The 25,928-nt window shown below is 70.8% G+C and carries 23 protein-coding genes; 18 read left to right on the top strand and 5 right to left on the bottom strand.

The annotated features are described in order from the left end of the window. Nucleotides 1-5 precede the first annotated feature (5 nt). From mftB to N1027_RS17590, 14 genes are all read left to right on the top strand, one after another. Nucleotides 6-296, top strand: coding sequence for a mycofactocin biosynthesis chaperone MftB (gene mftB / locus N1027_RS17655; RefSeq protein ID WP_259509617.1), 291 nt, complete (start codon nt 6-8; stop codon nt 294-296). Then, complete coding sequence (gene mftC, locus N1027_RS17650) at nt 293-1,645, top strand: mycofactocin radical SAM maturase (protein ID WP_259509616.1); 1,353 nt, start codon at nt 293-295, stop codon at nt 1,643-1,645. The genes mftB and mftC overlap by 4 nt, the downstream gene beginning before the upstream one ends. A 60-nt stretch (nt 1,646-1,705) precedes the next feature. Beyond that, nucleotides 1,706-2,515: a mycofactocin-coupled SDR family oxidoreductase gene (locus tag N1027_RS17645; protein ID WP_259509614.1), complete on the top strand. Its 810-nt coding sequence runs from the start codon at nt 1,706-1,708 to the stop codon at nt 2,513-2,515. Between the two features lie 45 nt (nt 2,516-2,560). Next, a complete protein-coding gene (locus N1027_RS17640; protein ID WP_259509613.1) occupies nt 2,561-3,397 on the top strand; it encodes a mycofactocin-coupled SDR family oxidoreductase in 837 nt (278 codons plus the stop codon). A 53-nt stretch (nt 3,398-3,450) separates the two neighbouring features. Continuing rightward, nucleotides 3,451-4,284, top strand: a complete 834-nt coding sequence (locus N1027_RS17635) for a mycofactocin-coupled SDR family oxidoreductase (RefSeq protein WP_259509611.1) — start codon at nt 3,451-3,453, stop codon at nt 4,282-4,284. Between the two features lie 10 nt (nt 4,285-4,294). Further along, on the top strand, nt 4,295-5,134 hold the full coding sequence (locus N1027_RS17630; RefSeq protein WP_259509609.1) for a mycofactocin-coupled SDR family oxidoreductase: 840 nt from the start codon (nt 4,295-4,297) through the stop codon (nt 5,132-5,134). A gap of 39 nt (nt 5,135-5,173) precedes the next feature. Beyond that, nucleotides 5,174-6,097 carry an AAA family ATPase gene (locus N1027_RS17625; RefSeq protein ID WP_259509608.1) on the top strand — a complete coding sequence of 308 codons (924 nt, stop codon included), beginning with the start codon at nt 5,174-5,176 and terminating at the stop codon, nt 6,095-6,097. A gap of 66 nt (nt 6,098-6,163) precedes the next feature. After that, entirely contained in the window at nt 6,164-7,090 is a 927-nt protein-coding gene (locus tag N1027_RS17620) for a vWA domain-containing protein (protein ID WP_259509606.1), read from the top strand. 85 nt (nt 7,091-7,175) lie between these two features. Then, nucleotides 7,176-8,507, top strand: a complete 1,332-nt coding sequence (gene mftD, locus N1027_RS17615; RefSeq protein ID WP_259509604.1) for a pre-mycofactocin synthase MftD — start codon at nt 7,176-7,178, stop codon at nt 8,505-8,507. 98 nt (nt 8,508-8,605) lie between these two features. Then, entirely contained in the window at nt 8,606-9,421 is an 816-nt protein-coding gene (gene mftE, locus N1027_RS17610; protein WP_259509602.1) for a mycofactocin biosynthesis peptidyl-dipeptidase MftE, read from the top strand. Continuing rightward, nucleotides 9,418-11,295, top strand: coding sequence for a mycofactocin biosynthesis glycosyltransferase MftF (gene mftF, locus N1027_RS17605; RefSeq protein WP_259509600.1), 1,878 nt, complete (start codon nt 9,418-9,420; stop codon nt 11,293-11,295). Before mftE ends, mftF begins: the two co-directional genes overlap by 4 nt. A 388-nt stretch (nt 11,296-11,683) precedes the next feature. Further along, nucleotides 11,684-13,267, top strand: a complete 1,584-nt coding sequence (locus N1027_RS17600; protein WP_259509598.1) for a multicopper oxidase family protein — start codon at nt 11,684-11,686, stop codon at nt 13,265-13,267. Continuing rightward, nucleotides 13,254-14,930 carry a sensor histidine kinase gene (locus N1027_RS17595; protein ID WP_259509596.1) on the top strand — a complete coding sequence of 559 codons (1,677 nt, stop codon included), beginning with the start codon at nt 13,254-13,256 and terminating at the stop codon, nt 14,928-14,930. The genes N1027_RS17600 and N1027_RS17595 overlap by 14 nt, the downstream gene beginning before the upstream one ends. Before the next feature lie 163 nt (nt 14,931-15,093). Then, nucleotides 15,094-15,765, top strand: a complete 672-nt coding sequence (locus tag N1027_RS17590) for a response regulator transcription factor (protein WP_259509595.1) — start codon at nt 15,094-15,096, stop codon at nt 15,763-15,765. Nucleotides 15,766-15,899: 134 nt separating this feature from the next. Here N1027_RS17590 and N1027_RS17585 read toward each other — a convergent pair whose 3' ends face one another. Continuing rightward, nucleotides 15,900-16,775 carry a LysR substrate-binding domain-containing protein gene (locus tag N1027_RS17585; protein WP_259509593.1) on the bottom strand — a complete coding sequence of 292 codons (876 nt, stop codon included), beginning with the start codon at nt 16,773-16,775 and terminating at the stop codon, nt 15,900-15,902. Nucleotides 16,776-16,889: 114 nt separating this feature from the next. Here N1027_RS17585 and N1027_RS17580 point away from each other — a divergent pair, with 114 nt between their 5' ends. Beyond that, nucleotides 16,890-18,209 carry an MFS transporter gene (locus tag N1027_RS17580; protein ID WP_259509591.1) on the top strand — a complete coding sequence of 440 codons (1,320 nt, stop codon included), beginning with the start codon at nt 16,890-16,892 and terminating at the stop codon, nt 18,207-18,209. A 270-nt stretch (nt 18,210-18,479) separates the two neighbouring features. Here the strand turns inward: N1027_RS17580 and N1027_RS17575 are convergent, their stop codons facing one another. Continuing rightward, entirely contained in the window at nt 18,480-19,910 is a 1,431-nt protein-coding gene (locus N1027_RS17575) for a geranylgeranyl reductase family protein (protein ID WP_259509589.1), read from the bottom strand. 49 nt (nt 19,911-19,959) lie between these two features. Between N1027_RS17575 and N1027_RS17570 the strand changes: the two genes are divergently transcribed. Continuing rightward, nucleotides 19,960-20,919 carry an oxygenase MpaB family protein gene (locus N1027_RS17570; RefSeq protein WP_259509587.1) on the top strand — a complete coding sequence of 320 codons (960 nt, stop codon included), beginning with the start codon at nt 19,960-19,962 and terminating at the stop codon, nt 20,917-20,919. 91 nt (nt 20,920-21,010) lie between these two features. On the opposite strand, the gene N1027_RS17565 is transcribed toward N1027_RS17570, so the two are convergent. From N1027_RS17565 to N1027_RS17555, 3 genes are all read right to left on the bottom strand, one after another. Beyond that, entirely contained in the window at nt 21,011-21,862 is an 852-nt protein-coding gene (locus N1027_RS17565) for an ABC transporter ATP-binding protein (protein ID WP_259509585.1), read from the bottom strand. Between the two features lie 127 nt (nt 21,863-21,989). After that, nucleotides 21,990-22,427 (bottom strand): protealysin inhibitor emfourin, encoded by a 438-nt coding sequence (locus tag N1027_RS17560; RefSeq protein WP_259509582.1) that lies wholly within the window; start codon nt 22,425-22,427, stop codon nt 21,990-21,992. After that, complete coding sequence (locus N1027_RS17555; RefSeq protein ID WP_443669358.1) at nt 22,411-23,556, bottom strand: M4 family metallopeptidase; 1,146 nt, start codon at nt 23,554-23,556, stop codon at nt 22,411-22,413. The genes N1027_RS17560 and N1027_RS17555 overlap by 17 nt, the downstream gene beginning before the upstream one ends. Before the next feature lie 88 nt (nt 23,557-23,644). On the opposite strand from N1027_RS17555, the gene N1027_RS17550 reads away from it, so the two are divergent. Together N1027_RS17550 and N1027_RS17545 are read left to right on the top strand one after the other, a co-directional pair. Further along, a complete protein-coding gene (locus N1027_RS17550) occupies nt 23,645-25,423 on the top strand; it encodes a DNA-3-methyladenine glycosylase 2 family protein (RefSeq protein WP_259509580.1) in 1,779 nt (592 codons plus the stop codon). Next, on the top strand, nt 25,420-25,911 hold the full coding sequence (locus tag N1027_RS17545; protein ID WP_259509578.1) for a methylated-DNA--[protein]-cysteine S-methyltransferase: 492 nt from the start codon (nt 25,420-25,422) through the stop codon (nt 25,909-25,911). The genes N1027_RS17550 and N1027_RS17545 overlap by 4 nt, the downstream gene beginning before the upstream one ends. Nucleotides 25,912-25,928: the final 17 nt, after the last annotated feature.

Genomic DNA, 25,928 nt, shown 5'->3' with positions numbered 1-25,928 from the left:
CTGTCATGCCTGTGCTGAATTCTAGCGGGCTGGATCTGGACACGGCGTGGGATCTGCATCCCCAGGTGTCCGTGCGTCCTGAACCGTTCGGCGCTCTGCTCTATCACTTCGGCACGCGCAAGCTGTCGTTCCTCAAAGACCGCACGCTGCTCGCGGTGGTCCAATCGCTCGCGACCGCTCCCACCGTGCGCGCGGCCTGCGAATCGGCGGGCGTCGGCGACGCCGATCTGCCGCGTTACCAGCAGGCCCTCCACACGCTCGCGCAGTCGTCGATGGTCGTCGAAAGGTCGTCATGACACTCCTGGATGCCCGCCCCGAAGCCCCGAAGCCCGGCCCGCCACCCACACCCTCGGCCCCGCCGTCGCCGTCGACCCCGGCCAAACCGGGGCGACTGGTCGACCTGTTCGAATACGGCTTGGATTCGCCGATCTGCCTCACCTGGGAACTGACCTACGCCTGCAACCTGTCGTGCGTGCATTGCCTGTCGTCGTCCGGCCGCCGCGATCCGCGCGAATTGAGCACCGAGGAGTGCAAAGCGGTCATCGACGAGCTCGAGCGGATGCAGGTCTTCTACGTCAACATCGGCGGCGGCGAGCCCACGGTGCGCTCTGATTTCTGGGAGCTCGTCGACTACGCCACCGCCCACAAGGTCGGCGTGAAGTTCTCGACCAACGGCGTGAAGATCACGCCCGAGGTCGCCCAGAAACTCGCGAGCTCCGATTACGTCGACGTGCAGATCTCGCTCGACGGCGCCACCGCCGAGGTGAACGACCACGTGCGCGGCCCGGGCTCCTACGCAACCGCGATGCGCGCCATGCAGAACATGAAAGACGCCGGATTCACCGGGTTCAAGATCTCGGTGGTCTGCACGCGTCAGAACATCCCGCAGCTCGACGAGTTCAAGGCGATCGCCGACGAATACGGTGCCCAGCTGCGCCTCACCCGCCTGCGCCCGTCGGGCCGGGGAGCGGATGTCTGGGACGAACTGCACCCGCTGCCCGAGCAGCAGCGCGAACTCTACGACTGGCTCGTCGCCAACGGCGACAACGTGCTCACCGGTGACTCCTTCTTCCACCTCTCGGCCTACGGTTCGGCGCTGCCGGGCCTGAACCTCTGCGGCGCGGGGCGAGTGGTGTGCCTGATCGACCCGGTGGGTGACGTGTATGCCTGCCCGTTCGCGATCCACGACGAGTTCCTCGCCGGAAACGTTCGGGAGACCGGCGGATTCCAAGAGGTCTGGCGCAACTCCGAGCTGTTCACACGGCTCCGGAAGCCCCAGTCGGGCGGCGCCTGCACGAGCTGCAGCTTCTTCGACTCCTGCAAGGGCGGCTGCATGGCTGCCAAGTTCTTCACCGGCCTGCCGCTCGACGGCCCCGACCCGGAGTGCGTGCGCGGGTTCGGAGAAGCGGCGCTCGAGAAGCGCAAGATGGACGGGTCGATTCCGAAGCCCGAGGGCGACCACTCGCACAGCACCGTGCGCGGCCCGCGGCGTGACGGCAAACCGAGTTCCACCGGACTCATCACGGCAGACGCAGTGAAGACCCGCCGCCCCGTTGCGGTGACGCTGTCGCTCACCCGCCCGGCGCATCCGCCGGTCAGCGCGTGCGAGGAGAACCCCCTCGCCGGATTCACCCCGGGACACTGACCCGGGAGCAAGGCCACGGGCCGCATCCACGACCCGTGTGTGGAGAGAGAGGAACAAACAATGGGTCGAGTCGAAGGCAAAGTCGCTTTCATCACCGGAGCCGCCCGCGGACAGGGTCGATCGCACGCCGTGCGGTTGGCGGAAGAGGGAGCCGACATCATCGCGGTCGACCTGGCCGACCACATCCCGAACATCGACTACCCCTCGGCCACCGAGGAGGATCTCGCCGAGACCGTGCGTCAGGTCGAAGCTCTCGACCGCCGGATCATCGCCACGAAGGTGGACGTGCGCGACCGCGCCGCCCTGAAAGCCGCGGTCGACGAGGGCGTGGCACAGCTCGGCAAGCTCGACATCGTGGTGGCGAACGCCGGCATCTGCGTGATCGCCGATTGGAAGGGCACCTCCGAAGACGTCTGGAACCAGACCATCGGCACCAACCTCACGGGCACCTGGAACACCCTGCAGACCACCGCGCAGCACCTCATCGACAACGGGGGCGGATCGATCATCATGACGAGTTCGGCCGCGGGCATCAAGGGCCTGCCGTTCCTCTCGGCCTATGTCGCCTCGAAGCACGCCGTCGTCGGTCTCATGCGGGCCTACGCGACCGAGCTCTCGGAGTACAACGTGCGGGTGAACACCATCCACCCCACCGGCGTCAACACGCCCATGGGCACGCTGGGTGGCGGGGCGTTCGGCCCGTTGCTCGAAGCGCATCCGAAGCTCGGCGGCATGCTCGCCAACCTGTTGCCGATCGAGATCACCGAGCCGGTCGACCAGTCGAACGCGGTGCTGTTCCTGGCCTCCGACGAGTCGCGTTACGTCACGAGTCTCGAGCTGACGGTCGACGCCGGCAACACGCAGTACTGACCCGACCATCCGGGCGTCGAGAAGATCAACCGAAAGGAGCACGCAATGGGGCGTGTAGAAGGAAAGGTGGCGTTCGTCACCGGCGCGGCACGGGGGCAGGGGCGCAGCCACGCGCTCCGGCTGGCGCAGGAAGGCGCCGACATCATCGCGGTCGACATCGAAGACCAGATCGACTCGGTGCCCTACCCGATGTCGACTCCGGCCGACATGGAGGAGACCGTTCGCCAGGTCGAAGCGCTCGATCGGCGCATCGTCGCCACGCGAGCGGATGTGCGCGATTACGAGGCCGTGCAAGCGGCGGTCGACGACGGGGTCGCACAACTCGGCCGCCTCGACATCGTGGCCGCGAACGCGGGCATCTTCAGTTTCGGCAGTATGGAGGAGCTCACCGAGGAGCAGTGGGGAGACATGCTCGACACCAACCTCACCGGCGTCTGGCACGCCGTCAAGGCGGCCGTGCCGCACCTGAAGGCGGGCGGCAAGGGCGGATCGATCGTGCTCACCTCGTCGACGGCCGGACTGATGGCCATCCCGAACATCGGACACTACGTGGCCGCGAAGCACGGCGTGGTGGGGCTGATGCGCACCCTCGCGCTCGAACTCGCGCCCGACTTCATCCGGGTGAACTCCGTGCATCCGACCAGTGTCGACACCGACATGATCCACAACGACGCCACCTACGCGCTGTTCGCGGGCGACCTGCCGCTGGCCGAGCGCACTCGCGACGTGGTGGGCGAGCGGTTCCAGACGCTCAATGCGCTGCCGATCAAGTGGGTCGATCCGGTCGACATCTCGAACGCCGTGCTGTGGTTCGCCTCCGACGAGGCCCGCTACGTCACCGGCGTCACTCTGCCGGTGGATGCCGGTTCGCTCATCAAATAGATCCGAGCCTCCGGGCTCACGGGCCTGCGGGCTCACGACGAAAGGAGCACGCAATGGGGCGTGTAGAAGGAAAGGTCGCATTCATCACCGGCGCGGCTCGCGGGCAAGGGCGCTCGCACGCGATCCGGCTGGCGCAGGAAGGCGCCGACATCATCGCGATCGACATCTGCGAGGCGATCCCCGAGAACCCCTACGACGGAGCGACCGAGGAGGATCTCGCCGAAACCGTGCGGCAGGTCGAAGCGCTCGACCGCCGCATCGTCGCCAGCAAGGCCGACGTGCGCGACTTCGACCAGCTGAAGGGAGCGCTCGACGAGGGCGTCGCCCAACTCGGCCGGCTCGACATCGTCTCGGCGAACGCCGGCATCTCGGGTTCGCCGAACCTGTCGCAAGACATTCCCGATGAGGAATGGAAGAACATGATCGACATCAACCTCGGGGGAGTGTGGCGCACCGCGAAGGCTGCGATCCCGCACCTTCGGGCCGGCGGCAACGGCGGGTCGATCATTCTGACGAGTTCGGATGCCGGCATCTTCGCCTACCCGAACATCTCGCACTACGTCTCGGCCAAGCACGGCGTGGTGGGGCTCATGCGCACCCTGGCGTTGGAGCTCGCACCCGACTTCATCCGCGTGAACAGCATCCACCCCACCACGGTCGACACCCCGATGGTGCAGAACGACGCCATCTACCGCCTGTTCCGGCCCGACCTCGAGAACCCCACGAAGCAGGACTTCGCCGACGCCGCGATCGCGATGAACGCGCTGCCCATTCCGTGGGTCGAAGCGGTCGACATCTCGAACGCAGTGCTCTGGCTGGCCTCCGACGAAGCGCGCTACGTCACCGGCGTCATGCTGCCGGTCGACGCCGGCGCTGCGGTGAAGTGAGGGCCGCCGGATGGGACGCGTAGACGGCAAGGTCGCCTTCATCACCGGCGCCGCCCGTGGGCAGGGGCGGTCGCACGCCCTGCGGTTGGCGGCGGAGGGTGCGGACATCATCGCGATCGACATCGCGGAGTCGATTCCCGGAATGGACCGGTTCTACCCGGGCGCCACCGAGGAGGATCTCGCCGAGACGGTGCGCCAGGTGGAGGCGCTCGATCGGCGGATCGTGGCGCGCAAGGCCGACGTGCGCGACTACGACGCGCTGAAGGCCGCCCTCGACGAGGGCGTGGCCGAACTCGGGCACGTCGACATCGTGTCGGCCAACGCGGGCATCTTCGCGTTCGGTGAGCAGTCGCACCTGGTCTCCGACGACGAGTGGGACATGGTGAACGACATCAACTCGAAAGGCGTCTGGCACACGGCGAAAGCCGTCATCCCGCACCTGATCGAGCAGGGCACGGGCGGGTCGATCATCATCACCTCCTCGGCAGCGGGTCTCAAGGGCACGCCGAACGTGGTGGCCTACACCGCGTCGAAACACGCCGTGGTCGGGATCATGCGCACGCTCGCATTGGAACTCGCTCCGCACCGCATCCGCGTGAACACGGTGCATCCCACGGGTGTGGCCACCGACATGATCCTCAACGAGGCGACCTTCCGGTTGTTCATGCCGGATGTCGAACACCCCACTCAGGAGGCGGCGGCCGAGATCTTCGCCACCACCAACGCGCTGCCGATCCCCTGGGTGGAGGCGATCGACATCTCGAACGCCGTGCTGTATCTGGCCTCCGACGAGGCGCGTTACGTCACGGGAACCGAGCTGAAGATCGACGCCGGGTACACGATCAAGTGAGGGCTGTGCCCGGGTCGACCGGGCTGGAGGGATGGATGCATGGGTGAGACGGATGTGGCGGAGACCCGCCGCAGGATCGCCGCGCACCTGGTGGGCCGTGAACGCGAGCTCGAACTCGCGCTCGCGGCCGTCGCCGCCGGCCGCGACCTCGTGCTCGAGGGCCCGCCGGGAACGTCGAAGACGACGATGCTCAAGGCGATCACCGAGGAGTGGGGCATCCCGCTGCTCTTCGTCGAGGGCAACGCCGACCTGACGCCGGCGAAGCTGGTGGGCCACCACAACCCGGCACGGGTGCTGCGCGAGGACTACAGCGCCGACAACTTCGTGGCCGGGCCCCTGGTCGAAGCGATGCGACAGGGCGGTTTCCTCTACATCGAGGAGTTCAACCGTGCGCCGGAGGACACCCTCAACACGCTGCTCACCGCGATGGCCGACCGCGCGATCGAGGTGCCGCGGGTGGGGCTCATCGAAGCGCAGCCCACCTTCCGGGTGATCGCGTCGATGAACCCCTTCGACAATGTCGGCACCACGCGGCTCTCGACGAGCGTCGCCGACCGCCTCAACCGCATCGTCGTGGGCTACCAGGACGCCGAATCGGAACGTGGCATCGTCGCGCTCCGCACCGGACTGCTGGGCCCGCTGGCCGAACGCATCATCCCCGACGCCGTCGCGCTCACCCGGGCGACCCGCACGCATCCGGATGTGCGGCAGGGCTCCAGCGTGCGGGGCGCGATCGACTGCGCCCTGGTGGCGCACGAGCTGTTCGCGCTTCGGGGGTTCGACGAGTCGTCACCGGCGCCGACCGACGACGCCTATCGAACCACCCTCTTCGACGCCATGCTCGTGTCGCTGTCGGGGCGCATCCACCTCGACGAAGCCGCCGAGACAACGCCCGAGCGGGTGCTGCGCGAGATCTGGGAAGACCACTTCATCCTGGAGCCCGCCCGCGCCGAGCCCGGATGAAGAGCCGTCGAGGCCGACTCCCCGGTGTCGCGACGCAGTGCTGAGCCTCCGCGCGGGGCGAAGCCGTTGAGGCGCAAGCCGAAGCAGCTCGACGCCGATCCGACCGTGTTCGACGTGGCCGGTTCGAGCGCTGGGCTCGTGCTGCGGCCGCAGCCGGGGCGTTCCGCCGGCTCGGGTGCGCGTCGGCCGACCGGGTCGGGGGCGGGATTCACCGACGACCCGGCTTCCGTCATCCCTCTCAGCGACGAGGATCCTCAACTCGACCCGGTGGTGCGAGCCCGCGCCGCGCAGATCGCGGCCCGCCTCTCGGTGCCGAAGCCCAAGGTCGACACCGCGCGCGACCGCGGCTCGGGCCACTTCGCGAGCGTGCCGTATCGCGGCGGGAGCGACGACATCGACCTCGACCAGACCCTCGAGATGCTCGCCGAGCATCCGGTGCCCGACGACGAGGATATCATCGTGCGCGAACGCGTGCGCGCCCGGCGCTCCGTGGTGCTCGCGGTCGACGTGTCGGGGTCGATGAAAGGGGAGCGGGTGCGCACTGCGGCGGCGACCGTGGGGGCGCTCGCCGCCGAGATCGGGCAGGGCGGGCACGACGCGCTGGCGGTCATCGCGTTCTGGTCGGATGCCGCCGTGCTCCAGCGGCTCGGCGACCCGGTGCGCCCCATGGAGCTGCTCGACGAGATGCTCCGCATCCCGGCCCGTGGGCTCACCAACATCGCGTTCCCGCTGCAGCTCGCGGCCACGCAACTGGCGGGGGTGCCTCCGCGGAATGCCCGCGTCATCCTGCTCTCCGACTGCGTGCACAACGCCGGGCCCGACCCGCGACCGTTCGCCGGGCGACTGCCCCGGCTCGACGTGCTGCTCGATACGAGCGGAGAGAAAGATGTCGAGCTCGGGCGCGAACTGGCGCGGATCGGGCGGGGTGGGTTCCACGCCATCCGCACCTTCCACGACATCGCGCCGGCGCTGGGGGAGTTGTTCCGAACATGATCGATGATGTTTTGGCACCGAGTGTCAGATAGAATGTCGGCAGTTGTTCTCGTCGACGTCGTACCGAGAAGAGAGTGAGAATTCGATGGCGAATCCCTGGTTCGAAACGGTCGCCGAGGCGCAGCGCCGGGCGCAGAAGCGCTTGCCCTCCTCGGTGTACGGGGCCCTGGTGGCCGGCTCCGAGCGCGGCCTCACGATCGAAGACAACATCGGCGCCTTCTCGGAGATCGGATTCGCGCCGCACGTCGCGGGGCACAAGCCCTCCCGCGATCTCTCGACCTCGGTGATGGGGCTGCCGCTCTCGTTCCCCGTGATGATCTCTCCCACGGGGGTGCAGGCCGTGCATCCCGATGGCGAGGTCGCGGTGTCACGCGCCGCCGCCAATCGAGGCATCACGATGGGGCTGTCCTCGTTCGCGTCGAAGCCGGTGGAAGAGGTCGTCGCGGCGAACCCGAACACGCTGTTCCAGATGTACTGGACGGGAACGCGGGATGCGATGATCCAGCGGATGGACCGGGCCCGGAAGGCCGGTGCGCGCGGGCTGATCGCCACCCTCGACTGGTCGTTCTCGAACGGGCGCGACTGGGGGAGCCCCTCGATTCCCGAGAAGCTCGACCTGAAGACCATGGTGAACTTCGCGCCGAACGTGCTGCCGCATCCGGCCTGGCTTCTGGCGTACCTGCGGCGGCGGGAGTTGCCCGACCTGACCGCGCCGAACCTGCAGCCGCCCGGGGGCGTGGCGCCGACGTTCTTCGGGGCCTACTACGAGTGGATGCAGACACCGCCGCCCACGTGGGAAGACGTCGCATGGCTGCGTGAGGAGTGGGGCGGGCCGTTCATGCTGAAGGGCGTGACGCGGATCGACGACGCGCTCCGTGCGGTGGACGCCGGTGTGACCGCGATCTCGGTGTCGAACCACGGCGGCAACAACCTCGACACCACGCCGGCGACCATCCGGATGCTGCCGTCGGTCGCTGCGGCGGTCGGCGACCAGATCGAGGTCGTGCTCGACGGTGGGGTGCGGCGCGGCGGAGACGTGGCGAAGGCGGTCGCGCTCGGGGCCCGGGCCGTGATGATCGGGCGGGCCTACCTCTGGGGGCTCGCGGCCAACGGGCAGGCCGGGGTGGAGAACGTGCTCGACATCCTGCGCGGCGGACTGGATTCGGCGGTGCTCGGCACCGGGCATGCGTCGGTGCACGAGCTCGGGCCTGATGACCTCGTGATTCCTGAAGGGTTCACGCGCACGCTCGGGGCGGGATCGGCCGCGGGTGACGACGGTGGGGCCGGGGGTGCTGCCGGATCGTCGGCTGCGGCGTCGAGCGCCGCTGCTGCGCCGCCGGCCGGCGCCGGGTCGAAGGCGGGGCCGCGCACGCGCACCGCGAAGCCACTGGCGAAGGCCGAGGCTGAGAAGAAGTAGCACGAGGTGGACTTCACGTTTGCGTTTCTCGACGCGAACCTGTGGCGGGAAGAGGCCGTCGCGGGCGTTCGGGGAGCCCAACGGATAGCGTGGGCGACGTGACCGGACTCGACGCCCTGAGCTGGCCGTCCGTGCCGCCGGGCGCGACCGTTCTGCTGCCGATCGGGTCGACCGAGCAGCACGGACCTCACCTGCCGTTCGACACCGACTCCGTGATCGCGCGCGCCGTCGCATCCGTTGTCGGCGAACGGATGCGTTCCGCCGGCGACCCGGTGGTGGTCGCGCCGGTGCTGGCCTACGGCGCCAGCGGGGAGCACCAGTCGTTCCCGGGCACGATCTCGATCGGACACGAGGCACTGCGGTTCGTGCTGATCGAACTGGTGCGCTCGTTGTCGACCTGGGCGGCGCGGGTCGTCATCGTGAACGGCCACGGCGGCAACGTGGCGACCCTCGTGTCGGCGGTGCCCCAGCTCCGCGCCGAGAACCACGGCGTCGCGTGGCTGCCGTGTGCCGTGCCGGCCCCCGAGCGCGGCGCGGCGTCGAGAGCCGGCGAGGCCGGGGCGCTGGCGGATGCGCCCGCCGTGCCCGCAGGCTCCGTGGCGGACGCGCCTGCCGGGCTCGGCGGGTCTGTGCGCGACGCGCACGCCGGGCGCACCGAGACCTCGCTCATGCTGCACCTCGCGCCGACGGCGGTGCGGCTTCCGCTGCCCGGTGCGGGCAACACGGCGCCGATGACCGAATTGCTGCCCCTCCTGGCGGCGGGCGGTGTCGCCGCGGTGTCGGAGTCAGGCATCCTGGGCGACCCGAGCGGAGCGACCGCTGCCGAGGGCGCGGCGCTCTTCGACGCGATGGTGACGGATGCCCTCCGTCGCGTCGCCGCCGACGCTCCCGACCCCCGTGGGATGCTGCGATGACGGATCACCCACCGCCCGATCGCCGCGCAGGCACGCCACCGCAGGCGGACGGCTCGCCGCGCGACGGCACGCAACCGCAGGGGGGCACCCCACCGCGGGCGGGCGCCTCGCCGCGCGACGGCACGCATCCGCAGGGCGGCACGCCACCGCAGGCAGACGTGTCACCGCAGTCGGACGCCCCACCGCATTCCGGCACGCCGGCGCATGGCGGCACCCCACCCCGGATCGACGCGTCACAGGGCGGCGCTCGTGGCGGCTCGGGCGACGATCACGTCGGAGGGGCGGCGGAGGCGCCGCGGTCCGGCGGGCTACCGCCGGGGAGCGTGGTGCGACTCAACCGGCGGGTGCGGGTGAAAGACGGCGGGCGCGCACTCATCGGCGGCGCGCCCACCCGCGTGCTCTACCTCACCGCTGCGGCCGCTGGCCTGTTCGACGGACGCGAGCTGCGTATCCGCGACCGCCCGACCGCCGTGCTGGCCGACCGCTTGCTCGAGGCGGGCATCGCCGACCCCGTCGTCTCGACGCTTCGGCCGGGCGACCCGGCCGAGGTCACCTACGTCATCCCCGTGCGCGATCGTCCGGTGGCGCTCGACCGCCTCCTCGCGGCGCTCACGTCGTCTGCGGCCATGCCCGGGCCCCGGGGGTGGGGTGATTCGCGTTCCGGCGCGGTGTCGGGTGGCGACGGTGATCCGCAGCGCTCGAGCTCCTCACCCGAAGGCGGGCCCGGGTGGCCGATCGGCCGCGGTGGGCGAGCGCGTCCCGCGCCCGGCGAGCGCGATACCGCGTCGGTGGCGCACCCGCGCATCATCGTCGTCGACGACGCCTCCGTCGACCCCGGGGGCACCCGCGCCGCCGCCGCGCGGTGGGGCGCGGAGGTGCTCGAGCTCGCCGAGAACGCCGGCCCCGCGGCCGCCCGCAACGCGGGACTGCGGCTCGTGACCACCCCGTTCGTGGTGTTCGTCGACTCCGACGTGGTGGCGCATCCGGAGACCGTCGACACGCTGCTCCGCCACTTCGCCGACCCGAAGGTCGCCCTCGTCGCCCCGCGTGTGCTGGGGCTGCCGGGCGAGAAGGGCCTCAACTGGATCGGGCGCTACGAAGATGCCCGATCGAGCCTCGACCTCGGGGAACAGCCCGCGATCGTGCGCCAGCGCGCGCCAGTGTCGTGGGTGTCGAGCACGTTCCTGGTGGCACGCGTCGACGCCCTCGGTGACGGTTTCGATGCCGGGATGCGCGTCGGCGAAGACGTCGACCTCGTGTGGAGGCTCGCCGACCAGGGCCTCCGCGTGCGCTACGAACCCGCCGCGACGGTGTGGCACGAGCACCGCACGACGGTGGGCGAGTGGATGGCGCGGAAGTCCTTTTACGGAACCGGCGCGCATCCGCTCGCCCAACGGCACCCGCACGACATCGCGCCCGCCGTGCTCGCGCCGTGGAGCGCCGCAGTGGTGGCGGTTCTGCTCGCGCAACGCCGGTGGTCGGTGCCGGTGGCGCTCGCGATCAGTGCGGTGACCGTGTGGCGGTTGGCGTCGAAGCTGTCGAAGAGCGAGCATCCGGTGCGGGTGGCAGCGGGGCTCACCGCCAACGGACTGCTCGCCTCGCTCGTGCAGGCCATGGCTCTGCTGCTGCGGCACTGGTGGCCGGCGGTGGCGATCGGATGCCTGCTATCGGCCCGCCTGCGACGCGCGGTTCTCGTCGCGCACCTCGCCGACGTGGCGATCGAGCACCGGCGCACGCGGGTGAGGCTCGATCCGGTGCGGTTCGCGCTGGCCCGCCGCCTCGACGACCTCGCCTACGGCGCGGGGGTGTGGGTGAGTGCGGTTCGGGGGCGGTCGTGGGGCGCCCTGTTGCCTGACGTCCGGCGCCGGCGCTAGCTGTCCTCGGGCGCCGTGCTTCGCGCGGCGTCCTCGGGCGGCACCGGTCCTTGCCCGGCGCCGCGCGACATGTTCGCGTGCGGTCGCTGACGCGGCCGCGCGCTCACCTTGGGTCGTCGACAAGGGCCTGTTGCGTGCGCCCTCGCGGGCACCGCGTCGCGGGCTCGCGCCCCGGCCTCGCGCTCACCCTGGGTCGTCGACAAGGGCCTGTAGCGTGCGCCCTCGCGGGCACCGCGTCGCGAGCTCGCGCGACTCGCCCCAAATCGGCCTTCCCTCGCTCTTTTGGCCCGATTCGGGACGAGTGGGAGCGGGGACGGGGGATAACCCCACCCCCGATTCGTGAGCGGGCCGGATGGGGGGAGCGCCGCGATTTCGCGAGGCTGGGGACATGGTCAGGACATCCCCACGAATCGGACCGCGCACGCGAGTGCGGAGGCCGCGCGCCACCCTCGCCGCCGCGGGGGTGCTGCTCGCCGGCGGCGCCGTACTCGCCATCGGACTGGGCGGGTGCGGTGCGCTCGGCGGCATCGTGCCCGGACTGCTCGACGGCGGGCGGGTCGACACGGTCGGAGCGGTGGAGTTCGACCGTGCGCTCGCCGTTCCGCCCCTCGACGAAGGCCGGCTCGACGCATCCGGAACCCGCGTCTTCGACCTGACCGCACAGACCGGCACCACCGAATTCCAGTCCGGTGCACAGACACCCACCTGGGGTTTCAACAGCAGCTACCTCGGCCCCACTCTCGTCGCGGATCGCGGCGAGAAGGTGCGCGTCGACGTGCGCAACGAACTCCCCGAGGCCACCACCGTGCACTGGCACGGCATGCACCTCCCGGCCGCGATGGACGGCGGTCCGCACCAGCCGATCGCTCCCGACACCACATGGTCGCCCACCTGGACCATCGACCAGCCCGCCGCCACGCTCTGGTACCACCCGCATCCGCACGGCCGCACCGAGGCGCACGTCGCACGCGGACTCGCGGGGCTCTTCCTCGTGCGCGATCCGGAGGAAGCGGCCCTCGCGCTCCCGAGGAACTACGGCGTCGACGACATCCCTCTCATCGTGCAAGACAAACGTTTCACCTCCGACGGCGCCTTCGACGACGGCACCCGCGGCTTCGTCGGCGCCCTCGGCGATACGCTCCTCGTCAACGGCACGCTCGGTCCCTACCTCGACGTCACGAGCGAGGCGGTGCGCTTGCGCCTGCTGAACGCCTCGACCGCGCGCACCTACGACTTCGAGTTCGCCGACGACCGCACCGTGCAGCTCATCGCGAGCGACGGCGGGCTGCTGGATGCGCCGGTGCCGGCGACGCGCATCCGTCTGTCTCCCGGAGAGCGGGCCGAGATCGTGGTGCGTTTCGTTCCCGGCGAGACCACGACGCTGCGGTCCACCCCGCCCGATCTCGGCACCGAGCCCGAAGTGGCGAGTCGCAACGGCGGCGCCGACCGCTTCGACGTGCTGCAGCTGCGGGCCGCGGCGTCGTTGACACCGGCAGCCTCGGCCCCGGATGCGCCGGCCAGGCTGACGACGATCGAGCGCCTCCGCGAATCCGACGTGACCGCCCGGCGCACGATCACCCTCGACGGTTTCGCCATCGACGACGACGTGATGCAGATGGACCGCATCGACCAGGTCGTGGAGCTCGGCGCCACCGAACTCTGGACGGTGCGGAACGAGATGCAGCTGCCCCACAACTTCCACGTGCACGACGTGCAGTTCCAGGTGCTGAGCGTGGGCGGTGCGCCTCCTCCACCCGAGCTCGGGGGGTGGAAGGACACCGTGTACCTGCCACCCGACACCGAGGTGCGCCTGATCATGCGGTTCGACGACTACGCCGATCCGGATGCGCCGTACATGTACCACTGCCACCTCCTGTGGCACGAAGACCAGGGCATGATGGGCCAGTTCGTGGTTGTCGAACCGGGCCAGGGTGCTGGGACAATCGAAGGGACCGGACATGACCACCACTGAGAACGACGAAGTCGTCGGCATCGAGGCCGACGAGAGTCGGCGGCACGCCGATCAGCACACGCACGAGGAGCAGGGAGGCCCGCGCATGGCGTCATCGCCTCCCGCCCGTCGCGGCATCCGTTACGGAAACCTCTGGCGTGGTGTGCCGCGCGAGCTCGGCTTCCTGCTGCCGACGCTGCCGATCGTGATCGCGAGCTTCGTGACCCTGGTCACCCTGTTCAGCACGGGGGTCAGCACTCTGGTGATCGTGGTCGGCTTCTTCCTGCTGGTGGCCACGATGTGGGTGGCCCGGGGATTCGGTGCCTTCGAAGTGCTGCGGTTGCGCGCGGCGGGCTTCCCGGGCATCCCGACGCCCGAATGGCGGGTGGTGACCGGGGGTGGCTGGTTCACGCGGATGTTCACCGTGTTTCGCAACGGGCACTACTGGCTCGCTCTGCTGCACGGCTCCGTCGTGAACTTCGTCGTGGGCGTGACGACCTGGTCGATCACGATCACCTGGGTCGCGAGCGGGCTCGGCGGTGTGACGTACTGGTTCTACAGCCGGTGGATTCCTCAGGGCGACCGCGGATGGAGCCTCTACAGCGTCATCGTCGACTTCTTCGTTCCGGGCACGAGCACGGGCGTCGACGAACGGCTCGGCGACAACATCGTCTTGTTCGTGGCCGGCGTGATCTTCTTGGTGACGCTGCCGTTCATCACCCGGGGGCTGGTGTCGATCCACTACGGAATCGCGCGCGGGATGCTCGGCCCGTTCCGGTCGGATGCGCTGCGTCGCGAGGTGCTGGAGCTCTCGGCGTCGCGCGGGGCCGCCGTGGCCGCCGAGGGGCACTCCCTGCGACGGCTCGAACGCGACATCCACGACGGACCGCAGCAGCGCCTCGTGCGCTTGCAGATGGACCTCGCGGCCGCCGAGCGCCAGATCGACACCGATCCGGCGCGGGCACGGCAGCTGATCGACGAGGCGATGACCCAGTCACGCGAGGCGCTCGATGAGCTGCGGTCGCTGTCGCGTGGGTTCGCGCCGCCGATCCTGATGGATCGAGGGCTCGTGGCGGCATTGGAGTCGGCGGCGGTGCGGAGTCCCGTGCCGACGCGGATCGTGAGCGCGCTCCCGGTGGGGTTGCGGGTGCCGCAGGAGATCGAACGCAACGCGTACTTCGTGGCGAGCGAGGCGTTGGCCAATGCGGCCAAGCACGCGGGAGCCCGGTCGGTGGAGGTGCGGGTCGCGGTGCGGCCGCCCGTCGGCGCGGAGGCCGGCGCGGCCGCGGCGGTGGCCGGCGCGGTGGGCGGTGCGACGCCCGGTGGTGCCGGTGTGCCGTCGTGGCTCGACGTGACGGTGATGGACGACGGGCGCGGAGGAGCGGCACCGCTCGAGGGCCACGGTCTCGCCGGGCTCGAGCAGCGTCTCCGGGGTGTCGGGGGCTCGCTCGAGCTGATGAGCCCGGTCGGTGGCCCGACGGTGCTCGCGGCGCACCTCCCGTTCACGGTGGCGGCCGCGTCGGCCTCGGCCGCCGCGTCGTCCGCGGGGTCGGCTGCCGAGGCAGCCTCGGGATCGGCGCAGGCGTCGACCGCCGTGCCGGGGTCAGCGTCGGCTGCTGTGTCGCGATCGGACCGGCCCGCGGATACCGGACCCGGCGCCTACCCGGCCGATCCGCTCATCTGACCTGCGCGGCGCATCCGATCGAGTGACGAACGGGTGGCGACTCGGCGGATCGTGACGACGGATGGAGGGCGGTGTCGAATCCGGCACCACCTCCATCCGTTCGTCACGTGCGCGGCGATGCGGGACCCGAGGGGTGAGACGCCCGGCGCTCTAGGCTGGGCGGGTGAGTGTTTCGGAGGCGAGCGACGAGCGCGCACTGCGGGTCGTCGTCGCCGATGACTCGGTGCTGCTGCGCGAAGGGCTCGTGCGGGTGCTGGCCGAGACCGGGGTCGACGTGGTCGGCGCCTACGGCGACGGCGACTCGCTGCTCGACACCCTCGCCGACACCGCACCCGATCTCGCCGTGTTCGACGTGCGGATGCCGCCGACGTTCCGCGATGAAGGTGTGCGCGCGGCGATCCGGGCCCGCGAGCTCCGGCCGGGAGTGGGCATCCTGCTGCTCTCGCAGTACGTCGAGGTGACCTACGCGCAGGAACTGCTCGCATCCGGAGCCGGCGGCATCGGCTACCTGCTCAAAGACCGCGTGGCGTCGCTCACCGAACTCGACGACGCCGTGCGCCGCATCGCCGCGGGCGGCACCGTGCTCGACCCCGAGGTGGTGGGGCAGCTGCTCGGGCGGCGGCACGATCCGCTCGAGACGCTCACCCCGCGTGAGCACGAGGTGCTCGCCCTGATGGCCGAGGGCCGCACGAACGCGGCCATCGCAGCGCGCCTCGTGATCGGCGTGGGTGCCGTGGAGAAGAACGTGACATCGATCTTCCAGAAGCTGGCTCTCGACGACACCGGCACCGACCACCGCCGCGTGCTCGCAGTGCTCGCCTGGCTCCAGCGCTGACCCTCCGCTGCGCTCGCCGCATCCCTCGTGCATCCCCGCTCGCGAAGTCGCTCTAAGTCGCCCTTCGAGCGTCCCCAGAGCCGACTTAGCGCGACTTCGCGAGGGGGAGGCGACTTCGCGCGACGTCGGGAGGGTCAGGCGCCCGTGCGGGAGAGCGCGCGGCCGAGGATGGCGGAGGAGAGCGCCTCGACGGGCTCGGCGGGGGCTGCGGGGTTCGAGAGCAGCGTGAAGTCGACGTCGCCGAGATCGGGCAGGTCGAACTTGTTGCTCACCTTCACCAGGTCGTCGGGGATGAGCGTGTGTGGAAAAGCCGCCACCCCGATCCCCGCCCGCACCGCCGCCAGCACGCCGTTCACCTCGCGCGTGTTGCAGGTGATGCGCCAGGTGCGGCCCGCGGCTTCGAGCGCGTCGATGGCGAGCTGCCGGCTGATGCTCGGCGCCTGATAGGCGATCATCGGCACCGGTTCGCCCGGCTCGATGATGGTCTTCTCCTCGGCGATCCACACCATCGTGTCGCGCCGCACCACCCGGCCGAGCTCCGGGATGGCGCCGTCGGGCGCATCCGGGATCTGCTTGATGAAGATGAGATCGAGCCGCCCCGCCTTCAGCTGTCGGTAGAGCGGCAGGCTCTGGTTCACGGTGAGTTCGAGATTGATCTGCGGGTAGAGCTGCCGGAAGTGGCGCAGAATGCGCGGCAGTTGCGTGATGGCGAGGTCGTCGGCGGCGCCGAATCGCAGACGCCCGCGCATCGCCGACCCGGAGAAGTAGCTGGATGCTGACGCGTGCGCCGCGAGGATGGTGCGCGCGAACCCCGCCATGGCATCGCCGTTGTCGGTGAGGGTCACCACCCGGGTGTCGCGCGCGATGAGCAGGCGGCCCGACGCGGCCTCGAGCTTGCGCACCTGCTGGCTGACGGTCGGCTGACTGAGGCCGAGCTGGGCCGCCGCTTTCGTGAAGCTGTGCGTCTCGGCCACGGCCAGGAAGGTGCGGAGGAGAGCGGGATCGAACACGGCGCATCCGTTCATCATTCGAAAAACCAATAGGACTTATAGCTCCAATTTAGTCTCGGAATGCTGCCGGCACCCCTACCGTTGTAGAAGGCGAACTATCTACCAGGAACTGATGTGACAGCGACTCTCAACGAATATCCGAAGACCGAACCGATCACCGTCCAGAGTTCCCCGCCTCCGTGGCGACACACCCTCGTCTCCCTCTCGGTGCGCAACTACCGCATCTTCGCCCTGACGAACCTCGTCGCGATGACAGCGGTGTGGATGCAGCGCATCGCCCAGGACTGGCTCGTGCTGGAGCTCTCGGGAAGCGTCGCGGCCGTGGGAATCACCGTCGCACTGCAGTTCGCGCCGATGCTCGTGTTCGGGCTGGTGGGCGGGGTGATCGTCGACCGCTATTCGAAGCGGGTGCTGCTCATGATCACGCAGACCGCCGCCGTTTTCACCAGTCTCACCCTGGCCATCCTGACCCTCACCGGCACGGTGCAGGTGTGGCACATCTACGTGGTGGCCGTCGTGCTGGGGCTCGTGACCGTGATCGACAACCCGGCACGGCAGGTCTTCACGAACGAGCTGGTGGGGCCGCGGTATCTGCGGAACGCGATCAGCCTCAACTCCTCGATGTTCCAGCTCGGCGGCCTGATCGGGCCGGCCGTGAGCGGGGCTTTGCTCGTCGCGGTGGGGGCCGGCTGGTCGTTCGGCATCAACGCGGTGGCCTGCGCGCTCGTCGTGTTCGCGCTCAGTCGGCTGCGGGTCAGCGAGCTCTTCCCGGCTCCGGTGGCGCCGCGGGCGAAGGGGCAGCTGATCGAGGGTGTGCGCTATGTGCGCAGCAAGCCCGCCATCCTCTGGACCATCGTGATGATCGCCGTACTGGCCGTGTTCTCGCAGAACATGCCCGTCATCCTCGCCGCCTACGCCAGCGAGGTCTTCAACGCGGGGCCGGGCGGATACGGGTTGTTCAACACCCTCGTCGCGGTCGGCGCCCTGACCGGTGCGCTGCTCTCGACCCGCCGGCGGGTGGTGCGGTTGCGCACGGTGATCGGGCTGGCGGGGGTGTACGGCGTGCTGCAGGCGGCGAGCGGATGGATGCCCACCGAATACCTGTTCGGTGCGGCCCTGGTGCTGGTCGGGTTCGGCTGGCTGATGTTCATCACCTGCGCGAACGCGCTCGTGCAGATGTCGTCGAACACGGCTATTCGCGGGCGGGTGATGTCGCTCTACGTGCTCGTGCTGCTCGGCGGGCAGTCGATCGGCGGACCGGCGATGGGGTGGGTGGTGGAGCACTTCGGCGCGCACGTCGGGATGGTGCTGTCGGGGGCGGTGCCGGCGGTGGCGGCGATCGTGATCGGGGTGCTGATCGCGCGGCGCTCGGGCCTCTGGCTGCGTCTGAGCCTGCGCCGGCGGGAGCCGTTCGTCGCGATCGTGCGGCGCTGAGGCGAGCTCGCCCGGCGGCCTGCGGGGTTCGCCCGGCGGTCTGAGGGTTTGCTCTGTGGTCTGGGGTTCGCGAGGCGAGGCGTGGCGTGGCTGGGCGAGGCGTGGCCTTGGCTGGGCGAGGCGCGGCGCGGCGTTCGCTGGGCGCGGCGAGGCCAGCCGGGGCGAGGCGTCCGCAACGCACGCGCGGCGTTGATCCGCGGGCTTTCGCGAATTCCGGGACTGGGCTAGCGCCAATGTCCGCGGATGAGCGGCGCATCGCTTGGGCGGGGGTCAGTCCAGGGAGCGCACGAGGCGCATCGCCCAGCGGTGGCGGGCGAAGCGGGCTAGTGAGGTCTCGCCGCGGCAGAAGCGCACGAAGTAGCGCGCGCCCCACGGGGTGCGGAGAAGAGTGTGGACGAGGCCGCGGTGCCGCTCGAACGTGGCGAGGATGGCAGCGCCGGCACGCTGCTCGGCGCCGAGCTCCGCGAGCACGCGCGCTTCGTAGGCAGCGAGGGCGTCGTCGGGTGCGCGCGGGGAGGTGGTTGCGCGCGGGGTGGCGGATGTGTGCGGCTCGGCGGGTGGGTGCGGTGGTGTGGCCCTCTCGGCAGGGTCTCCGGCCGCTTGAGGCGTCGAGGCTGCTGCTCTTTTAGCTCCAGCTGCTGCCGCCCCGGCCCACGCCCCCGATCGGAGGGCGAACGAGATGCCCTCGCGCGTCCACGGCTCGAGCAGGCCGGCCGCATCGCCCGCCACCAGCACGCGGCCACGACGGAGCGGGGAGGAGTCGGTGCGCCACTGCGTGAGGTGTCCCGAGGAGTGCAGCGTCCGGGCGCCGGCCAGCCCCAGGTGCGCGCGCCAGGCGGCGAGGTAGTCGCGCGTCGCATCCGGAGCGCCCTTCCGCTGGATCACCCCCACCGTCAGCGACTCGCCCTTCGGAAAGACCCAGGCGTAACTTCCGGATGCGCCACCCCAGTCGAGGTAGACGGTGTCGCGCCAGCGGGTGTCGTCGGCGGGCATCGCGATCTCGTCTTCGAGGCCGAGGTCGATGCCACCGGGCGTGACGCCCACGTAGCGGCCCACGCGACCGCCCGTACCGTCGGCGCCGATCACGACGCGCGCCCGCACGGTGCCGGCGGTGGTGCGCACGGTGATCAGGGGGTCGGATGCGTCGTCGGGCTCGCGGGGGACCGCATCCGATCCGCTCACGATCGCAGCGTCGTCGGCGGGATCGACGGACTCTTCCGGCGTTGTGGCCCCGACGAGTGGGCTGTCGTCGCCCGGCTGTGTGATCTCGCGCACCGCGACTCCGTCGACGAAGCGGGCACCGGCATCCTGAGCGGCCTCCACGAGGGCCTGGTCGAACTCGATTCGCTGCACCATGGCGAGGTAGGGATCGGCCCGGCGCAGCCGGAACGGGCGGCCGAAGCGCGACGTGAATCGCGTGTCCGCGACCCGCGATTCGATGGTCGCGCGCGCCCGCTCGGGGATCAACCGAAGCGACTCGCCGAGCAACCCGCCCCCGCAGGTCTTGTAGCGGGGAAACGGCGACCGGTCGAGGAGCAGCACCGACGCGCCCGCCTCGGCGGCGGTGCGAGCGGCCGAGGAGCCGGCGGGGCCGGCGCCCACGACGAGCACGTCCCAGACGGGGGAGGCCCAGTCGGGGGTGGGGGCGGTGCGTGGCGCGGCGGTGCCCTCAAGGTCGGGATGCTCGGGATCGCGCTCCATGTCCTCAGGCTATCGTCGTGCTCCGAGCTCGCGATGCTACCGTCGCAGCATGCTGACGCTCGCCGACATCGCCCCCGAGAGCGTGTTGCTCGCCGGCGCCGGGCGTGCCATCCTGCTGCAGATCGCCTACCCCGCGATCGGGTACGGCGTCGCCCGCCACAGCGACTTCGCGAACCGCCCGATGGATCGACTCAACGCCACCCTCAGCTACATCTACGCGCTCGCCACGGGGTCGGACGACGACGTGCGCCTCATGCGCCGCGCCGTGAACCGGGCGCACGCGGGGGTGCGCAACCCGCCGCGTCCGTCGCAGAACGGTTCGGCCTCCGTTTCGGGAGGAGCAGACGCGCACGACCGGCCTGTGGGGGCCTCGTCTAGTGCTCCTCCTCCCGAAATGAACACCACTGGCGAAACCCAGCTGACCGAGCCGCCCCATGACACGCACGAAGACGCGCTCGCCGGGGTGCCCGCACCCGGCGCCGCGCATCCGACCGACCCGGCGTACGACGCCTACGACCCGCAGCTGCAGCTCTGGGTGGCCGCGACGCTCTACGACACGGCGCTCACCGTGTACCAGACCGTGTACGGCCCGCTCGACGACGCGTCGGCCGATCACGTCTATCGCGAATACGCCCGACTCGGCACCACTCTCCAGATGCCCGAGGAGTTGTGGCCGGCGGATCGCGCGACGTTCCGCGCCTATTGGAACGAGACCGTGGCGACACTGCGCGTCGACGACACGATCCGCGGGGTGGCGGATGCGCTGCTGCGGGCCGAGAAGGCGCCCCTGCCGATCCGCACCGTGATGCCGGTGGCGCGGCTCGTGACTGTGGCGTTGCTTCCCGAGTCGGTGCGGCGGGAGTACCGCTTCGCCTGGTCGTCCAGGCGGCAGCGGAAGTTCGCGCGCCTCGTGCGCGTCGGCACCCCCGTCTACCGGGTGCTGCCCCGCGCCCTGCGGCGTTGGCCGCAGCGGCACTACGTGGCGCGCATCCGCACCGACTACGCCTGACCGGCGATCCCGCATCGAGTGGGCACGATTCGTTCCCTACGCGGGAGTTCAGGCACGAATCGTGCCCACTCGATCCGTCAACGCGGGCGGCTCAGGGGGAGCTCGACGGCGCCGCGTGCGCGGTCGAGCGTGCGTGCCAGCGGCCGTGGCGGTGTTCGATCTCGATCGGATGCGCGAAGCAGGCGGTGATGTTCGCGGTGGTGAGCACATCCGTCGCCCGTCCGATCGAGGTGATGCGTCCGTCGGCGAGCAGCATCGCGTGCGTGGTGCTGCGCGGGAGTTCCTCGAGGTGGTGCGTCACGAGCACGGAGGCGAGAGCGGGGTGGGCGATGCGCACGCGGTCGACGGTGTCGAGCAACTGCTCACGAGCGGCGACGTCGAGGCCGGTCGAGGGTTCGTCGAGCAGCAGCAGCTCGGGGTCGGTCATCAGGGCCCGCGCGATCAGGGTGCGGCCGCGTTCGCCCTGGGACAGCGTCGTCCACGCCTCCTCCGCCTTGCCGTCGAGGCCGAGCAGGTGCACGTAGTCGTTCGCCCGCGCGAACTCGGCGGGAGTCGGCTCCCAGCGAGGCACGAGTTCAATGGTGCCCGTGATGCCGGTGAGTACAACCTCGCGGATGGTGAGTGCCGAGGTCAACGGATGCCGCGGGTTCACGTGCCCGATGGATCGCCGAAGCTGCTGCAACTCGACCCGCCCGATGCGGTGGCCGAGCACGAAGACCTCGCCGGACGTCGGATGCTGCAGGGCGCCGCCAAGGCTCAGCATCGTGCTCTTTCCCGCACCGTTCGGGCCGATCAGGGCCCAGTGCTCGCCGGGGCGCACCGCGAAGTCGATGGCGTCGAGGATCACCCGCCCGCGACGCACGAAGCGCACGTCGCGGAACTCGAGCACCGCGCCGGAACCGGGTGCGGCCGAGGTGCGGTCGGGGCCGGCTGCGGAGCTCATCCTCCCATTCTGCCGTGGCCCGAGGAGTGGCTCGCTCGGAGCCCCCCGCGACCTGCTCAGGCGTCGGTAGGTGGCACGCGACGGGTGCCGGCGGACAGCTCGACCGAGCGATCTACACTGTGCCCGCTCAGCGCGGCCCGCCTCCGGTCCGGGGGGACGCATCCTTCACCCGATCGACGAGGTTTCGCCAGGGCCCGTCGAGGCGCTGCTCCGGGACTCGGGCGTCGCGCTCTTCCGCGGTGGGGAGGAAGACGCGGATCGTGTAGACGAAGCGATCGGCACCGCCGCCGATCGGGCGTCCGTCACCGGCAGCGCCTGCTTCAGCGGTCTCCGGTGGGTCCCAGGGGCATGACTCGACGAGCGACAGCCAGGAGTCGACATCCGCCTCCTCCGACGCGGTCACCGACCAGGTCGGTCCGATGCCCGCGATCCCGCCCGAGCGTGCGACCGTGATGCGCAGTTCGTGCCCGCCGGCGTCCTCCGCCGGGCCGGCGCCGTCGCCGCCCGCATCCGAGGCCCCAGCCGCTGGTGAACGGGGGGTCGTGTCGTCATCCTGGGGTGTCATCGCTCCTCACGCCCACGGTACGCCATGCCCGCTCGATCGCCGAGAGTTCCGCCGACTCCGCGCCGAAGCGCGCCCGCGCGGCGCCCACCGTCGCGTCAGCGAACTGCGCGAACGTCGCGCGAGGGTCGAGAGGCTCCGTGACCCCCACCACGGTGTCGTACCAGACCTGCCCCACACCCTCCCACGCGAACCCACCGAGCTCGGTGGCCGCGAGCGCGAACGCCCGGTTCGGGATGCCCGAATTCAGGTGCACCCCACCGTTGTCGTCTCGGGTGTCGATGTACCCCGCCATGTCGGCCGGTTGCGGGTCTTTGCCGAGCACGTCGTCGTCGTAGGCCGTGCCCGGCGCGATCATCGACCGGAGCGCGCGCCCCTCGACCGCGTCGGTGAAGAGCCCTTCGCCGATCAGCCAGCTCGCCGCATCCGCCCTCTGGCCGAGCTGATGCTGCTCGACGAGTGCGCCCATCACATCGGAGAACGACTCGTTCAACGCACCGGACTGCCCCTCATAGACCAGGCCCGCCGTGTATTGCGTGACGCCGTGCGTCAGTTCGTGCCCGATCACCGAGAGCGACGCCGTGAACCGGCCGAACACCTCGCCGTCGCCGTCGCCGAACACCATGCGCTCCCCGTCCCAGAACGCGTTGTCGTAGTCGCGGCCGTAGTGCACGGTGGCCAAGAGCGGCAGGCCCTTGCCGTCGACCGAATCGCGACCGAACGCCTCCAGCAGCAGCGCGTGGGTGGCGCCCAGGCCGTCGAACGCCTCGTTCACCGCCACATCGTCGACCGGCGCATCCGTCTCTCGGCGCACCACCCGACCGGGCAGCGTCTCGGTGTTGCCCGCGTCGAAGACGGTGCGATCGACGGCTGCAGCCGCGCCCGGGACCGCCAGCGCCGACGGGGGAGTCGCGGGCGTGCGATCGGATGCGCGCTCCCGCTCCTCCCGCAACGGCGGGTCGGCCAGCAACGACCTGCGCGCCGCTTCGGCCGCCTTGGCCATGCCGAAGGCGTCGGCCGCGGCGATGCGCGCGAGCAGGTAGGGCGGCACGATCGACTGGGCGCGGAGGGTGCGAAGAGGCGGGCGAGACGGGGATGCTGCTCGGCAGATGTCGCGGGGATTGGTCGGCATGTCTTGACCATACGTCGGGCCACCGACACCGCACCGCGATGTCCGATTCCCGCTAGAAGGCGTCGGAGGCCCGTGTCAGAATCGACCCATGGACTTCGACGAGCGCTACCGGATCATCGCCTCCCGCGACCCGCGATTCGACGGTCAGTTCATCACGGCGGTGCGCTCGACCGGCATCTACTGCCGCCCGAGCTGCCCGGCGCGCACGCCGAAGGCGGTCAACGTCACCTTCTACGAGACGAGCGCGGCGGCCCACGAGGCGGGCTACCGCGCCTGCAAACGCTGCCTGCCCGAAGCCGTGCCCGGCACCCCGGCCTGGAACCTGCGAGACGACCTGGCCGCGCGCGCCATGCGGCTGATCGCCGACGGGCTGATCGAGCGCGAGGGCGTCGACGGTCTGTCCCGGCGCCTCGGCTACTCCTCCCGCCACCTCACCCGCGTGCTGCGCCAGGAGCTCGGCGCCGGCCCGCTCGCGCTCTCGCGGGCACACCGGGCGCAGACCGCACGCACCCTGCTCACCTCGACGGATCTCCCGATGGCCGACATCGCCTTCGCTGCCGGGTTCACGAGCATCCGGCAGTTCAACGACACGGTCGGCGAGGTGTTCGAGCTGACGCCCACCGAGATCCGGGCCCGGCAGTCGCGGGCGAACGTCGCGACACCGGGGTCGATCGCGCTGTCGCTGCCCTATCGCGAGCCCTTCGACGCGGCCGGGGTGTTCGCGTGGCTCGCGGCCCGGGCGATCCCGGGCGTGGAGATCGCAGCCCCCGACTCGTACACCCGGTCGCTCGCCTTGCCCGGCGGACCGGCGTGGTTCACCGTGCGGCACAGCGGGTCGCGTCTGCTGCTCGAAGCGCACCTCACCGCACTCGGCGATCTGCCGGTGCTCGTGGCGCGCATCCGTCGACTCTTCGATCTCGATGCCGACCCCGTGGCGATCGATGCGGCCCTCGCGGCCGTTGCCACGGGCGCGGGTGTCGATTCGGGAGGAGCAGCGTCGCACGACACCCGCATACGACCTTCGTCTCACGCAGCTCCTCCCGAAATCGCGGCAGGTGGCCTGGATGCCGCGCGCCGAGCGCTCACCGCGCGCATCGCCCGGGTGCCGGGCATCCGCTTGCCGGGCGCGGTCGACGCGCACGAGATGCTGTTCCGCGCCATCATCGGTCAGCAGATCACCGTCTCCGCCGCCCGCACGATGCTGCACCGCCTCGCCGTCGCCGCCGGCTCACCCTTCGAGTCGACGGAGACTGCGACGGAGACGGCGACGGCGACGGGTGCCGGACTCGCCGGCGGCACCCCGAGCGCGCCCACTCTGCTCTTCCCGACTGCGGCGCAAATCGCCGAGCACGCCGGATCGGTGCTCTACGGACCACGGGCCAAGATCGCCACCGTGGTCGCCGTGGCCGAAGCCCTGGTGTCCGGCGAGCTCGAACTCTCGTCGGGCGACGACGCGGCCGAGCTCCGCCGCCGGCTCACCGCGCTCCCCGGCATCGGCGACTGGACCGCCGGCTACCTCGCCATGCGCGTGCTCGGCAACCCCGACATCCTGCTCACGGGCGATGTCGCGGTGCGAGCCGGAGCCCGGTCGCTCGGGTTTCCGGATGCGCCGCGCGAGTTGGCCGGATGGGCCGCCGACTACGCACCCTGGCGCTCCTACCTGTGCCTGCACCTCTGGGGTGCGGCCGCCGATGCGGCGACGGCCCGCCGGCCCGCCCGCCCCGGCCCCGGCCCCGCCCCCGCCGACGCGCCGACACCGGAGCCCCCTCCGCGCACCGCCGCCCCCGCACCGCCGGCCGCTCCACCACCCGCCCGGCGCCGCCCGGCATCCACGCCCCCTGCTCTCTCGAAGGAGACCACCCCATGACCGCCATCATCCAGTTCGTCGACACCCCCGACGGTCCGTTCGGAATCATCGCCGACGAGGAGGGTCGGGTGCTCTCCTCCGGCTGGACCGCCGATCCGGAGGCTCTGCTGGCCCGCCTCGCACCCGCCCGCCGACCCGAGTCCCTCGAGCCGGGGGCGCTCGCCGCCGCCGACGCGGTGCGCGCCTACTACGAGGGCGACATCCACGCGATCGACGATGTCGTGGTGGTGCAGCAGGGCGGCGCGTTCCACATGCTCGGCTGGGAGAAGCTCCGCGAGATCGAACCCGGGCAGCCCCTGACCTACCAGGAGTTCGCCGCGGCTCTCGACCGCCCGAGTGCGGTGCGCGCGGCGGCGAGCGCGTGTGCGCGCAATGCCCCCGCCCTCTTCGTGCCGTGCCACCGCGTGCTCCGCAGCGACGGCTCCCTGGGCGGCTTCGCCTGGGGCCTCCACGTCAAGCGCTCCCTCCTGGCCCGCGAAGCCGCCTGAGCGCGCGCTCACTCGTC

Source organism: Herbiconiux aconitum (assembly GCF_024979235.1).
Lineage (GTDB): Bacteria > Actinomycetota > Actinomycetes > Actinomycetales > Microbacteriaceae > Herbiconiux > Herbiconiux aconitum.
This window is presented reverse-complemented; position numbering and strand designations above follow the sequence as displayed.